The 13,395-nt window shown below is 70.5% G+C and carries 10 protein-coding genes; 4 read left to right on the top strand and 6 right to left on the bottom strand.

What is annotated here, in order from left to right; all coding sequences use genetic code 11:
* Positions 1–3 precede the first annotated feature (3 nt).
* The gene (glpX, locus tag GLP40_RS21390; protein ID WP_154789772.1) at positions 4–1,035 is read right to left on the bottom strand and encodes a class II fructose-bisphosphatase; all 1,032 of its coding nucleotides are present in this window, start codon (positions 1,033–1,035) and stop codon (positions 4–6) included.
* 128 nt (positions 1,036–1,163) lie between these two features.
* On the opposite strand from glpX, the gene GLP40_RS21385 reads away from it, so the two are divergent.
* Positions 1,164–1,745, top strand: a complete 582-nt coding sequence (locus GLP40_RS21385) for a DUF4245 domain-containing protein (RefSeq protein ID WP_328290486.1) — start codon at positions 1,164–1,166, stop codon at positions 1,743–1,745.
* Positions 1,746–1,750: 5 nt separating this feature from the next.
* Here the strand turns inward: GLP40_RS21385 and GLP40_RS21380 are convergent, their stop codons facing one another.
* The 3 genes from GLP40_RS21380 to GLP40_RS21370 all read right to left on the bottom strand — a co-directional run bounded on the left by GLP40_RS21380 (position 1,751) and on the right by GLP40_RS21370 (position 4,310).
* A complete protein-coding gene (locus GLP40_RS21380; RefSeq protein ID WP_154789771.1) occupies positions 1,751–1,975 on the bottom strand; it encodes an exodeoxyribonuclease VII small subunit in 225 nt (74 codons plus the stop codon).
* A complete protein-coding gene (gene xseA / locus GLP40_RS21375) occupies positions 1,975–3,201 on the bottom strand; it encodes an exodeoxyribonuclease VII large subunit (RefSeq protein WP_154790016.1) in 1,227 nt (408 codons plus the stop codon). Before xseA ends, GLP40_RS21380 begins: the two co-directional genes overlap by 1 nt.
* Positions 3,202–3,593: 392 nt before the next feature.
* The gene (locus tag GLP40_RS21370; RefSeq protein WP_154789770.1) at positions 3,594–4,310 is read right to left on the bottom strand and encodes a lipid droplet-associated protein; all 717 of its coding nucleotides are present in this window, start codon (positions 4,308–4,310) and stop codon (positions 3,594–3,596) included.
* Positions 4,311–4,425: 115 nt separating this feature from the next.
* Between GLP40_RS21370 and GLP40_RS21365 the strand changes: the two genes are divergently transcribed.
* A complete protein-coding gene (locus tag GLP40_RS21365; RefSeq protein WP_154789769.1) occupies positions 4,426–5,442 on the top strand; it encodes a 4-hydroxy-3-methylbut-2-enyl diphosphate reductase in 1,017 nt (338 codons plus the stop codon).
* Positions 5,443–5,726: 284 nt separating this feature from the next.
* Here the strand turns inward: GLP40_RS21365 and GLP40_RS21360 are convergent, their stop codons facing one another.
* Positions 5,727–6,884: a DUF6542 domain-containing protein gene (locus GLP40_RS21360; RefSeq protein WP_154789768.1), complete on the bottom strand. Its 1,158-nt coding sequence runs from the start codon at positions 6,882–6,884 to the stop codon at positions 5,727–5,729.
* Between the two features lie 287 nt (positions 6,885–7,171).
* Positions 7,172–8,314 (bottom strand): DNA recombination protein RmuC, encoded by a 1,143-nt coding sequence (locus GLP40_RS21355; RefSeq protein ID WP_154789767.1) that lies wholly within the window; start codon positions 8,312–8,314, stop codon positions 7,172–7,174.
* Positions 8,315–8,574: 260 nt separating this feature from the next.
* On the opposite strand from GLP40_RS21355, the gene GLP40_RS21350 reads away from it, so the two are divergent.
* Positions 8,575–9,912, top strand: a complete 1,338-nt coding sequence (locus GLP40_RS21350) for an exonuclease SbcCD subunit D (protein WP_230329796.1) — start codon at positions 8,575–8,577, stop codon at positions 9,910–9,912.
* On the top strand, positions 9,909–13,265 hold the full coding sequence (locus GLP40_RS34520) for an AAA family ATPase (protein ID WP_154789766.1): 3,357 nt from the start codon (positions 9,909–9,911) through the stop codon (positions 13,263–13,265). Before GLP40_RS21350 ends, GLP40_RS34520 begins: the two co-directional genes overlap by 4 nt.
* The last annotated feature ends 130 nt before the right edge of the window (positions 13,266–13,395 follow it).

Below are 13,395 nucleotides of genomic sequence, written 5' to 3'. Positions count from 1 at the left end.
CGATCAGGGCAGCGGCGGGGTGGCGTGCTCGTCGCCCACGAAGTCCACCGACGCGTACTCGCGCAGCTTGGTGAGGCGGTGGTAGGCGTCGATCATGCGGACGGTGCCGGACTTGGCGCGCATGACGATGGACTGGGTGTACGCACCGCCGCCGTAGTAGCGGACGCCCTTCAGCAGATCGCCGTCCGTGACGCCGGTGGCGCTGAAGAAGACGTCCTCACCGGAGACCAGATCCGTGGTGGACAGGATGCGGTCCAGGTCGTGGCCGGCATCGATGGCCTTCTGCTTCTCGGCGTCGTCCTTGGGGGCCAGCTTGCCCTGCAGCGCGCCGCCCAGACAGCGCATGGCGGCCGCGGCGATGATGCCCTCGGGGGTGCCGCCGATGCCGATGAGCATGTCGACGCCGGATTCCGGACGGGCACAGGCGATGGCCCCGGCCACGTCACCGTCGGAGATGAGGCGGATGCGGGCGCCCGCATCGCGGACGGCCTTCATGTGCTCGGCGTGGCGGGGGCGGTCCAGGATGCAGACCGTGAGGTCGGAGACCGACGAGTTCTTGGCCTTGGCGACGCGGCGTAGGTTCTCCGAGATCGGGGCGGCCAGGTCGATCACATCGGCGGCGTCGGGGCCGACGGCGATCTTCTCCATGTAGAACACGGCCGAAGGATCGAACATGGCGCCGCGCTCGGCGACCGCCAGCACGGAGATCGCGCCCGGGGAGCCCTTCGACATCAGGGTGGTGCCGTCGATCGGGTCGACCGCGAAATCCAGTTCCGCGCCGGTGCCGTCGCCGACCAGCTCACCGTTGTACAGCATGGGCGCTTCGTCCTTCTCGCCCTCACCGATCACGACGATGCCGCGCATGGAGACGGTCGCCACCAACTGCCGCATGGCGTCCACGGCCGCGCCGTCGCCGCCTTCCTTGTCACCCCGGCCGACCCACCGGCCCGCGGCCATGGCACCGGCCTCGGTGACCCGGACCAACTCGAGAGCCAGGTTGCGGTCCGGTGCCTCGCGGCGGCTGGATGCGGTCATGACGAGAGCCTCCTTGGTTGTCTAAAGCTGGGTAAATTGTCGCATTGCGGTTTGCGGCGCCCGGCACGTACATACGTTTCCCGAGACCGTGAGCTCGGTCGCACCCGCGGCCCGTGGATACTGGGTGCGTGTCGTACCAAAAGCCGCGCACTCAGCACGACTACAAGGACCTGGTCTGGTCCCTGCTCCCGCTGGTGCTGATCTGCCTGGTCATCGCGGGCATCGCCAGCCAGTGCTCGTTCTCCGCGAATGGTCCGACGCAGGGGCGGATTCCGAACTTCGATGTGAAGAGCGCGCTCACCGACGACGCTCGGTCGCTGTCGTTCCCCATCCGCCTGCCCGCCCTCCCCGACACGCCGCCGGACAAGTGGACCCCCAACTCGGGCAGCCACGACACCATCACCGGCGCCGGCGGCGGCCATGTCAGCACGGTCGGGTTCATCACCCCCGAGGGCACCTACATGCAGCTGACCCAGTCCGATGCGACCGTGGACGCCCTCGCCAAGAAGTACGCGCCGACCGCCACCCCCTCCGGTAGCGAGCAGCGCGGCAACCAGAAATGGAACGTCTTCGCCGAACCCGGGTCCGAACCGGCCTGGATCGCCGACTTCGGCGACGCCCGGGTCCTGATCAAGGGCGCGGGCAACGGCGCCGCCTTCAACGCCCTCGCCGCCGCGGTGGCCCAGGCGCAGCCGCTGCCGCGCAGCTGATCTCCCTACTGCTCCGAGGTGCGATGGGCGAGGGCGTCCTCGACCCGTTGGCGAGCGCCCGCGAGGTGCTGCTCACAGCGCGTGGCGAGAGCCTCGCCGCGTTCCCAGAGGGCCAGCGAGTCGTCGAGGTCCATGCCGCCCTGCTCGAGCATCTTGACCACATTGACCAGTTCGTCGCGGGCCCGTTCGTAGCCGAAGGCGGCGATTTCGGCGCGGTCGTCGTCGGTCATCAGGAGTCCTTCCGGATCGGGCGGGGAGCCAGGGATTGGGAGCCGAGGGCGGCGGCGGAGATCGCGCCGTCGGCCACCCGGATGCGGAGCTGGGTGCCGGGCGGGGAGTCCTCGATGACGCGGACCACCTCGCGGTCCTTGCCGCTCACCCGCTGCACCACCGCGTAACCGCGGGCCAGGGTGGCGGCGGGGCCGACGGCGGCGAGCTTCTCGCGCAGGTGGCGGGTGGTGGTGGACTCGCCGGTGAGCAGGTGGTCGACCGCGCGCTGGGCGGCGGCGCGCAGCCGCTCCACCTCCTCGTGGCGCTGCTCGAGCAGGCGCAGCGGGTCGGCCAGCACCGGGCGGGAACGCAATTGAGCCAGGGCGCGGGCCTCGCGGTCCACCCAGCCGCGCAGGGCCGCGTTCGCGCGGGACCGCAGCTCGCGCAGCAACGCGGTTTCGGCGGCGGCGTCGGGGACGATGCGCTTGGCGGCGTCGGTCGGGGTGGCGGCGCGCAGGTCGGCGACATAGTCGGAGATCGGATTGTCCGGCTCATGGCCGATGGCGCTGACGATCGGCGTCTTGGCGGAAACGATTGCGCGGCACAGGGTTTCGTCGGAGAACGGCAGCAGGTCCTCCACGCTGCCGCCGCCGCGCGCCAGCACGATCACATCCACCTCGGGATTCGTGTCGAGCGCGGCGATGGCCTCCAGGATCTGCGTCACCGCGGTCGGACCCTGGACGGCGGTATTGCGGATCTCGAAACGCACCGCGGGCCAGCGCTGGGTGGCCACCGTCACCACATCATGCTCGGCGGCGCTGGCGCGGCCGGTGATGAGGCCGATCCGATTGGGCAGGAACGGGACCGGCCGCTTGAGCCGTGGATCGAACAGACCCTCCGCCGACAGCAGCGACTTCAACCGCTCGATGCGGGCCAGCAGCTCGCCGATGCCCACCGGCCGAATCTCGGTGACCCGTAGGGACACCGTGCCCCGCCCGGTGAAGAACGACAGCTTGCCGTAGACGACGACCCGGCTGCCCTCCTGCAGCGGCACCGCCGCGGTGCGCAGCAGATCCGGGTCACAGGTCACCGACAGCGACATGTCCGCCGCCGTGTCCCGCAGCACCAGAAACGCCGTCCGCGTCCCCGGCCGCATGTTGATCTGGGTGATCTGCCCCTCCACCCAGACCGCCCCCAACCGGTCGATCCACTGCGCCACCTTCATGGCGACGGTACGCACCGGCATCGGGTTCTCGGCGGACGAGCTCGGCGGCCGCGGCGTCGTATCGGTGCTCACCGCACCGATTCTGTCAGTGCCCACCGACGCTCAGCACACACCGCCCGCCGACAGGGAATCCGCGCGTTGCCCGACGGCGCGAATACGGCGAAAACGAAACACCGGCCGCCCGGGCGGAAGCCGAGCGGCCGGCGCTGGTCGAGGACCACCGAGGCAGCGGTGTCGCAGTTTCGCGGACGAGCCTGCGACGGTGTGGTGGTTGCGGGCCCGAGCCTGCGGGGGTGGTGTGGAGGTTCCAGGCCCGAGCTCCGAAAGTCGTGCCGGGGTCCGGGACGGGAGCCTCGGATTCTCGAGGGGTTTCAGGGGTGAAACCCCTGAGAGCTCCCGAGAGTGGGGATCACCTACTTGGCTCGAACGGTAGCGATGCGGTTGGTCAGCATCGTGACGAAGGGGGCTCGGTCGAGGGTTTCCTGCTCGTAGGCGAGCAGCGCCGCCAGGTCCTCGACCGTCAGCTGGCGCAGGCGGGCGCGCAGCTGGGCGATGGTCATGTTGGAGTAGTCGAAGCGGGTCGCCACCTCCGGCTCGGCGACGGTGCGGCCGCTGTGGCCGTTGGTGACGGCATTGGAAGCCGTTGCGGGCGCCGCGGTTTCGGTGGCCTCCGGTTCGGCTGCCTCCTGCACGGCCGATTCGGCGGACACCGGCTCGGATTCGGCCGCAACGGATTCGGTGGCCGGAGTCGGTTCCACGACGGCCGCGGCGGGTTCCTCGATGGCGGGGGCGGGCTCCGCGGCGGCCGGTTCCGGTTCCGCAAAGAGGTCGAAACGGCTCTTCCATGCCGATTCGGCGGCGAAGCTCGGAGTTTGCTCGTCTGCCTCGTCCTCATCGAAAGTGGCCCAGGCGGGCTGTTCTTCGGGCGGGTTGAGCAAACGGTCGAAAACAGCGTCACCCTTGAGGGCGAGGCTGGTCACGAACTGCTGGACGTGCATGGTGGTCTGCAGCATCTGGCTGATCGCGGTGATCGGGAAATTGATCGCCATCGTCGGTAGCCGCCGAGTCTCCTCGAGGGCGTAGACGGCAGCCCCGGCGGCGACCCGGGCCAGGAACGGAGGTCGGAACATGCCCCTAGCCTGCCCGAAACGCCGTGTGATGCAAAGGTGACAAGCCACGAAAAATGATTGTGCCCCTGACCTCCGCGCGAATGCGCACCGACCCGCACCCCGTATTCTGTGGGGCATGTCCTCGGCTATCCCTTTGAACGTCGGAATCGTCGGGTCCGCGGCGGGTGATGCCGACGCGCCACGGGGCCCATTAGAGAAGCGAGTGCTGCTCGCCGAACCGCGCGGCTACTGCGCCGGCGTGGACCGAGCGGTCGAAACGGTGGAGAAAGCGCTCGAAAAGCACGGCGCTCCCATCTATGTCCGCAAGGAAATCGTGCACAACCGGCACGTGGTGGAAACGCTGCGAGAGCGCGGTGTGATCTTCGTCGACGACACCGCGGAGGTGCCGGAGGGCGCGCTCGTGGTGTTCTCCGCGCACGGCGTCTCCCCGGCCGTCCACGAATCCGCCGCCGAACGCAATCTGCACACCATCGACGCCACCTGCCCGCTGGTCACCAAGGTGCACCAGGAGGCCAAGCGCTTCGCCCGCGACGACTTCGACATCCTGCTCATCGGGCACGAGGGCCATGAGGAGGTGGAGGGCACCGCCGGTGAGGCGCCCGATCACGTGCAGTTGGTGGACGGCCCGGCCGCCGTCGACTCCGTCACGGTGCGCGACGAGAACAAGGTGATCTGGCTCTCCCAGACCACGCTGTCGGTGGACGAGACCATGGAGACGGTCAACCGGCTGCGCCAGAAGTTCCCCAATCTGCAGGACCCGCCGAGCGACGACATCTGCTACGCCACCCAGAACCGCCAGACCGCGGTGAAGGCCATGGCCCCCGAATGCGATCTGGTGATCGTGGTCGGCTCGCGCAACTCCTCCAACTCGGTGCGCCTGGTCGAGGTCGCGCTGGGCGCGGGGGCGCGCGCCGCGCACCTGGTGGACTATGCCCGCGAGGTGGATGCCGCCTGGCTGGACGGGATCCGCACGGTCGGCGTCACCTCCGGCGCCTCGGTTCCGGAGATCCTCGTCGAGGGTGTGCTGGAATTACTGGCGGAGCACGGTTTCGGCGCGGTGGTACCGGTCACGACCGCCAATGAGACCTTGGTCTTCGCGCTGCCCCGCGAACTCCGCACCGCGCGCGCGTAATTCGATCCGCGAAATACATTCGCGCCCTCCGCATTCGTTGCGGCGGGCGCGAATTGCTTTCCGGATGATCTTGATTCGTGCAGGATTTCGCGGTTGCCGAAAATTCACGGCGCGTGTCGCCGGGGGATTCCCGGCCGTTGCGGTGAATGCCCGAACTCGAACGGGGCAATGCCGAACTCGAACTGGGCGATGCCGAACTCGAACTGGGCGATGCCGAACTCGAACTGGGCGATGCCGAACTCGAACTGGGCGATGCCCGGACCTGGCCGGTGCGATACCCGGGTTCAGCGTTCGATGCGCCCCGAATCGCGTTCGCGGTACCGCACATTCGGCCGCGGATGCGGCGGCAGTTCACTCGGCTGCCCGCGCCGACGACGGCCGCCCTCGGTGGGAGCCGGATTGCGCTCGGGAGCGGCATGACGTTCGGCACCGCGTGTCGCCGCCTGCTCGGGGCTCTGGGCCCGTCGGCGACGGCCCTCGCCCGCAGCGGCCTCCGGCGTCGGCTGGCCGGCAGGGCGCTCACCGTTGCGGGTGCGGTCGGCCGGTGCGGTGCGGCGCTCGCCCGTACGGGGCTGGTCGCCGGTTGCCGCCCGGCGGTCGCCGGTACGCGGCGACTGTTCAGCGTACTGGGCCCGTCGGCGGCCCTCCGTGGTGGTGGCGCCGGAGTGGTCCGGACGCGCCGCGCGGCGGCGGCCCTCGGCGGCTGGATTGCGTTCGGCGGTGGCCTGATCCGCGTCCTGAGCGCGGCGGCGACGGCCCTCGCCGGGCTGCCGGTTCGCGCCCACCCGTGGCGGCCCGGCGGCGACCCGGCCGGTCCCGCGACGGGACGAGCGGGCTGTCTCGGTCTCGGGGGAGCCACTGTCCGCGGCGGCCTCCGCGCCGGGCCGCAAGCGTCGTCTGGCGGGGTCCTTGGCATCGGTGGAGCGGGTGCGCTGGGCGCGGGCGCCGGGGCGGGTGGCACGCGCCCTGGTCTTGCGCGGTTCGCCGCTCTCGTCGGCCTTGCTCTCGCGACGGTGCAGCGCGATGCGGACCGCGCCGACGATGAGCACGATCACGGTGGCCAGCGCCATGGTGGGGAACCGATTCACCAGTGGGATGGCCAGGTTCAGCAGGATGTCCTTCAGCTTGAGACTGCCGGCGGAACCCAACAGAAGTTGGTAGGACAGCGGCACCGCGACGAACATCAGCAGCGGCGGCAGCACCAGCGTGGTGAACAATCCCCGGTAGCGGACCGAGAGGACGGCCAGCACACAGCCCGCCACATACAGGCTCGCGAAGGTGCCCGTGAGCTCGTCGCCGCCGCGAGCGTCGATCAGGAAACCGACGAAGGTGCACGTCACGGCGATCAGTACCGCGGCTCCGGCCGGGACGCCGGGAACCGACGGCAGGATCGAACGGTGCGACAGGGGCACCTCGGTTCGCTCGCGTTGGGTAACTGCCACGTCAAGCACACTAGGGCATGTCGGTGTTTCGCGAGGCAGGCGACATCACACGGGTATGCGGAAGCTCTGTCAAATTTGTCCTCCGTTCCGCTCCCGGCGGGGGCGCGGCGCTGAAGGTCTCGTTCCTTCTTCCTTCAACGCGCAGGTCTATCGAGCCGTTCGCTCCCCGCTGCAAGGCGGTGGTCCATCGAAGCGCAGTCTGGAACGAGCGCTGCGCCTCCGCGCGCTCGCACAATCTCTGCGCGCTTGCCGACCGAGTTCTGAATGGCGTGCTGCTGTGTCCAACCTCATCCTTCGCGATCCGTCGCATCCGCGAAGCCGACTGCGCGCGGCCAGCTCTCGACCCTGCGGACTTCGGGTACCGGGGCGTCGGCGACCTCCAGGTCGTGCAGTTTGCGGGCGGTCACCATGACCCGGGACTCCACCGAGGCGACGGTGTGGTTGTAGGCGTCGACCGCCTTGCCCAGCTGCGCGCCCAGTCGGTCGAGGTGGCGGCCGGTGGCGCCGAGCCGGGTGTAGAGCTCGCGGCCCAGCTGCTGGATCACCGTCATGTCCGCCGAGAGCGCCTCCTGCCGCCAGCCCAGCGCGACCGTGCGCAGCAGCGCCATGAGTGTGGTGGGTGTCGCCAGGACCACATTGCGACCGAAGGCGTATTCGAGCAATCCGGCGTCGGTGGTGAGGGCCGCGTCCAGGAACGGGTCGCCGGGTACGAACAGCACCACGAATTCGGGGGAGGGGTCGAAGGCCGCCCAGTACTCCTTGGCCGCCAGCTGATCCACGTGGTTGCGCAGGTGCCGGGCGTGGCGGGTCAGGTGGCCCTCGCGCTCGCGCGGGTCCTCGGTGGCGGCGGCGTCCAGGTAGGCGGCGCACGGCACCTTGGCGTCCACCACGATCTGGCGGCCGCCGGACAGCCGCACCACCAGGTCCGGGCGGACCACGGTGTCACCGCGGCGGGTCACCTGGGTATCGAAATCGCAGTGCCGGGCCATGCCGGCGAGTTCGACGACGCGCTCGAGCTGAATCTCGCCCCAGCGGCCGCGCACCTGCGGCGCGCGCAGGGCGGCCACCAATTGACCGGTCTGCGTGGACAACTGGTGTGACATCCGCTGCATGCCCGCGACCTGTTCGCGCAGGCCGGAGTACGCGTTGATGCGGTTGTGCTCGACCTCGCGGATGTGGCGGTCGAGGCTGCCGACTGCATCCCGCAGCGGCTCGACCAGCGCGCCGATGGCATGGGACTGTCGCCGGGCCGCGTCTTCGCTGGCCGCGCCGAGTGATTGCCGCAACAGCCGCTCGTTGTCTCGCACGGCCGCCAGCCGCGCCTCGGCGACCGCCGCCCGCTGTCCCGCGCGCGCCGTGTGCCCGAGCCACCCCAGGGCCAGCCCCGATACGAACACCAACAGCAGCGCGAACAGCATCGGTGCGGTCATGGCGGAGATAGTGCCGCATGCCACCGACAAAGTCGTGAAGCTCCCCGCTTCCCCCGTGTCTTTCGCGGAGGCCCGGGAGCCGTCGACCGTTCCGCTGCCGTGCCGACGGAACCGATTTCGGGCGTACCCGGCGAGCTACCCCGAAACCAGTTGTCGTGTCGGCGAACGCCAGCCTCCGCGTTGTCATACATCGGCGTGTTTGAGAAGACTCGCCAGGGTGTAGCTCAACCTGTCGGGCCAATCGCATAGCGTCTTGCGGCATGCGGATCCTGCACACCTCCGACTGGCACATAGGGCGCACCTTTCACGGCGTCGATCTGCTGGCCGATCAGGAGTGCTCACTGCGGGCCGTGGCGGAATTGGTGGCGTCCGAGCGGGTGGATGTTGTCGTTCTGCCGGGGGATGTGTATGACCGTTCCATTCCCAGCGCGGACGCGATTGCGGTGTGCAATCGGGGATTCGAGGCAATTCGGGCAGCGGGGGCGACCATTGTCGCCACCTCCGGCAATCACGACTCGCCGACACGGCTCGGCGCGCTCGGGAGTTTCGCGGCGGCGGGCGGATTGCATTTGCGCTGCCGGATCGCGGATGTGGCACGGCCGATCGTGCTTTCCGATGAGTTCGGCGATGTTGCTTTTTATGGAATTCCATACTTGGAGCCGGAGATCACCCGGGTGGAATTGGGCGTGCCGCAGGCGCGTTCGCACGCCGAGATTCTGGACGCGGCGATGGGTATGGTGCGCGCGGAGCTGGCGGGGCGACCGGGGACGAGGTCGGTGGTGCTCGCGCACGCCTTCGTAGTGGGCGGAGAAGCCACCGGATCGGAGCGGTCCATATCCGTCGGCGGCGTGGAGACCGTGCCGATGTCGGCCTTCGACGGCATCGACTACGCGGCCCTCGGCCACCTGCACTCCCCGCAGACGCTGTCGGAGTCCGTCCGGTATTCCGGTTCGCCGCTGCCGTATTCGTTCGGCGAGCGCTCACACCGCAAGGCGGTCTGGATCGTGGATCTCGACGCTTCGGGTCTGGCCGCCGTTCGCCGCCACGATCTGCCCGTGGTCCGCGGCCTGTCCCAACTCACCGGCCCCCTGGAATCCCTGCTGGAGTCCCCGGAGCACGCCGAAGCCGAATCCCACTATGTCTCGGTCACCCTCACCGACGCGGCGCGCCCGGTGGACGCACTGCGCCGCCTGCGCGAGCGCTACCCCCACGCCGTCCACGTGGAATGGCAACGACCCGAGGGCAACCCGGAACTCCGCTACCGCGACCGCGTCCACGGCCGCCGCGACACCGAGATCGCCCAGACCTTTCTCGCCGACGTCCGCGGTACCCCCACGCCCGGCGAAATGACCTGGCTCGAACGCGCACTCGCCGCCGCCACCCACGAAACCGACGGTCCCCTCCGGATTTCCGCGCACGAGGAGGCTGGCTCGGGCGCTGCCGAGGCTGCGCGGGTGGTGAGTGCTGCCGGGTTCGATGGGTCGGTGCGTGGGATGGACGCGGCGGAGGCGGATGAGGCGCTCGGGTTGTTCGATCCGGGGGATTTCGGACTGGAGTCGGGTGAACCGGGTGAGGCGGCCGGCGGGATGACCGCATGAGGCTGCATCGGTTGGAGCTGACGGCGTTCGGGCCGTTCGCGGAGACCGCCGTGGTGGACTTCGACGAGCTCGGTGCGGATGGGTTGTTTCTGCTGCACGGGCAGACGGGGGCGGGGAAGACCACGGTGCTGGACGCGATCGCGTTCGCGCTGTACGGGAGTGTGCCGGGGGCGCGGGGCGATACCAAGCGGCTGCATTCGGATCATGCCGATGAGCGGACGCCGCCGCGGGTGCTGCTGGAGGCGACGGTCGGTGGGCGGCGGTTGCGGTTGATCCGGTCGCCGGAGTTCCAGCGGCCGAGCAAGCGCGCCAAATCCGGGTGGGTCAAGGAGAACGCGACCGCCACGCTGGAGTGGCTGGACGGGCGCGGGCAGAACCTGTCCCGCATTCCCGATATCGGTGACGAGGTGCTGCGCCTGCTGGGCATGAGCGCCGACCAGTTCTTCCAGGTCGTGCTGCTGCCCCAGGGCGACTTCGCGCGCTTCCTGCGCGCCGACAACGAGGATCGCGAGAAGCTGCTCGAAAAGCTCTTCGACACCGAGCGTTTCGGCACCGCCGAGCAATGGCTGGTCGACAAGCGCCGCGCGAGCTCCGCCGACCTCGAGGCCCGCCAGCACAGCATCGACCGCCTCATCGCCCAGGTCGGCACGGCCGCGGGCCTGCCCGCCATCGAAACCGTGGGTGTGCTCGAATCGGTCGGCTGGTCGCAGTCCCTGCTGGCCGCCGCCCGCACCCACCTGACCGACACCACGGCCGATCTGCGACAGCGCCAACAGGATTCGACCCGGGTGCGCACGGCCGCCGAAGCCGAACGCCGTCGTCACGAGCTCTTCCGCCGCCGTGCCGCGGCCCGCGCCCAGCTCGCCGACTTCGCCGCCGGCGCCGAGATTCGCGCGGCCCGTCAATCCGAACTCGACCGCGCCCGCCGCGCCGAGCCCGTCGCCGCCGCCCTCGCGGAGGCCCGCGCCGCCGCGGTCACCCTCCGCCGCCGCACCGCCGACGCCACCCGCGCCGCCGAACGACTGGCGGACCGCCTCCTGGAACCCGCCACCGCCGAACTCCCCGGGACATCCTGGGCCGCAGCGGATCTCGCCGCCGCTGAACTCTCCGGCACGGATCTCGCCGTCGACCTCGACGATGTCGCGGCGCTGGGAGCCGAGTCGGATCACACCGATTCGGGCCGCACGGCCGGGCAGGACCGGTTCGATCGTGATGGCGATGCCGCCGACGGGGATCACGGCGGGCTGGACGAATCGGTCGGCACCGGCCTCGATCAGCTCACCCCGGTCGCGGATCCGGCGACCGATGGCCCGGCGGCCGTCGGTGATTCAGCGCGCGGGGGGAGCGCGGGCGCTGCGATTTCCGGCCGGGTCGCCGCGCGCGGCGCCGGCCGGCCCGGGCTCGAAGCGGCCGTGCATCGGTGGAGCGCACAGGTGGGCGCACTCGACGAGGTGCGGGCCGATGCGGACTCGGCCAACCGGTTGACCCGCGAGCTGGCCGGATTGCGTACCGCGCAGGCGGATCTGGATGCGCGCGCGGCCAAGCTGGCCGCGCGGGCGGCGGAACTCCCGGAAGCTGTTGCGGGGGTGGAGGTTCGGTTGCGCGGAGCCGCGGATGCCGCAGCGGCCCTGCCGGGTCTGGAGGCCGAGTGCCTGCGGCTGCGGAACTCGGCCGAGGCGGCGGTGGAGCTGGAGCGGCGGCGCGGTGAACTCGCCCGTGCGGGTGCCGCTTTCGAGCGGGCGCGGACCGCGCACACCGAGGCGTGGAAGCGCACGCAGTCGCTGCGCGAGCAGCGCATGGCCGGGATGGCGGCGGAGTTGGCCGAGGCACTGGTCGAGGGGGAGCCGTGCGCGGTGTGCGGGTCCGCCGAGCATCCCCATCCGGCGCGACCGGCCGAGCGCGCGGTGTCCAAGGCGGACGAGGACGCGGCGCTGGCGGCGGAGCGGAAGGCCGAGTCCGAACGCGAGCGGGCCGGGCAACTCGTGGCCGAGCTGGAGCGTGCCGTCGAGGTGCTGATCGAGCGCGGTGGGGATGTGGACAAGGCGGAACTGGCCGCCGCGCTGGATGATTCGACCCGGCGGTTCACCGAGGCCAAGCGGGCGGCGGGGCTAATGGATGGGCTCACCGCCGAGCTGAACGCGCTGCGGGCGGAACAGACCCGCCTGCAAGACGAGTTCCGCGAATGCGAAAGCCGCAGCAGCGCAACGACGGAGCGGATCGTCGCGATCGATCGGCGGCTGGCCGAACTCACCGAGCGGCTGCGCATGGCGGCGGGCTCCGACGGCACGGTCGAGCGGCGGCGCGCCCGGCTGGCGGCGCTGGTCGAGGAGGCCACCGCGGTGCGGTCCGCCCGCGTCGAGGCGGCTACCGCCCGCGAACAGCTCGCGGCGGCTGCCGTGCGGGTCGAAAAGCTTTCCTACGATGCGGGTCTGGTGGATTCCGCGCCGCCGGTGATGAGGGAGTCCGGGCCGGATTACGGCGTGCTCGGCGAGTACGCCCGTGCGGTCGACGCCGGCTCCCGCACGGCCGCCCAGCAGTCGGCCATCGAGGATGAACTGGTGGCGGCCGACCGGATGCGCGCCCACGCCGAGGCGGTGCTCGCCGAACCGGACATCCAGGCCGCCGGGGACACCGAGCCCGGCGATCTCGGCGAAGTGGAGTCCGAGGTGGCCCGGGCGGAGTCCGAGCTGAACCGCGCCGTGGCCGCCAATGCCGAGGCCGACCGCCGGGTGAACCAGCTGGAGGGTCTGTGCTCGCAGCTGTGGGCGGCCGTCGATCAGATCGCCCCGCGCCAGCGCGCCCACGACGAACTGGCCCGCCTGGCCGAGGTGGTGGCGGGCCGCGGCGAGAACAACCGCCGCATGTCCCTGCGCTCCTACGTTCTGGCCGCTCGCCTGGAGGAGGTGGCGGTGGCCGGTTCGGTGCGCCTGCGCCGGATGTCCGGCGGGCGTTACGAATTCGTCCACACCGATGCCGCGGGCCCGCGCGGCCGTCGTGGCGGCCTGGGCCTCGATATCCGCGATGACTACACCGGCGCGATCCGCCCCGCCAAGACGCTCTCCGGCGGCGAGACGTTCATGGCCTCCCTGGCTCTGGCTTTGGGCCTGGCCGATGTCGTGTCAGCCGAATCCGGCGGCCTGGTCATGGACACCCTCTTCATCGACGAGGGCTTCGGCAGCCTCGACGCCGACACCCTCGACGCCGTCATGGGCGTCCTCGACGAACTACGCTCCGGCGGCAGGGTGGTCGGCGTGGTCAGCCACGTCGACGAGATGCGGCAGCGCATCCCCAGCCGCCTGCACGTCGTCCGCGGCCGCACCGGCTCCCGCCTCGAAACCTCGGTCGGCGTCTAGACCGCGCCGCTTCCCGCCGAATACCGAGTGGAGGGTGCGACCCGCACCCGCCGATTGTCTTCGCGCGGAGCCGGTTATGTCAGTTGTCCGCGCACTGAGTCGGTTGTCCGCCGGCCGGGCCGGTTGGTTG

This window comes from Nocardia aurantiaca (genome assembly GCF_009708175.1).
Classification (GTDB): Bacteria; Actinomycetota; Actinomycetes; order Mycobacteriales; family Mycobacteriaceae; genus Nocardia; species Nocardia aurantiaca.
The sequence above is the reverse complement of the archived record's forward strand: the minus strand, read 5'-3'. Positions and strand labels throughout refer to the sequence as shown.

Excerpts from the sequence above, each read along its gene's own strand:
- GLP40_RS21365 (WP_154789769.1), top strand. The coding sequence starts at position 4,426 with ATGTCCTCGGCTATCCCTTTGAACGTCGGAATCGTCGGGTCCGCGGCG.
- GLP40_RS21370 (WP_154789770.1), bottom strand. The coding sequence starts at position 4,310 with ATGTTCCGACCTCCGTTCCTGGCCCGGGTCGCCGCCGGGGCTGCCGTC.
- GLP40_RS34520 (WP_154789766.1), top strand. The coding sequence starts at position 9,909 with ATGAGGCTGCATCGGTTGGAGCTGACGGCGTTCGGGCCGTTCGCGGAG.
- glpX (WP_154789772.1), bottom strand. The coding sequence starts at position 1,035 with ATGACCGCATCCAGCCGCCGCGAGGCACCGGACCGCAACCTGGCTCTC.
- GLP40_RS21350 (WP_230329796.1), top strand. The coding sequence starts at position 8,575 with ATGCGGATCCTGCACACCTCCGACTGGCACATAGGGCGCACCTTTCAC.
- GLP40_RS21355 (WP_154789767.1), bottom strand. The coding sequence starts at position 8,314 with ATGACCGCACCGATGCTGTTCGCGCTGCTGTTGGTGTTCGTATCGGGG.
- xseA (WP_154790016.1), bottom strand. The coding sequence starts at position 3,201 with ATGCCGGTGCGTACCGTCGCCATGAAGGTGGCGCAGTGGATCGACCGG.
- GLP40_RS21380 (WP_154789771.1), bottom strand. The coding sequence starts at position 1,975 with ATGACCGACGACGACCGCGCCGAAATCGCCGCCTTCGGCTACGAACGG.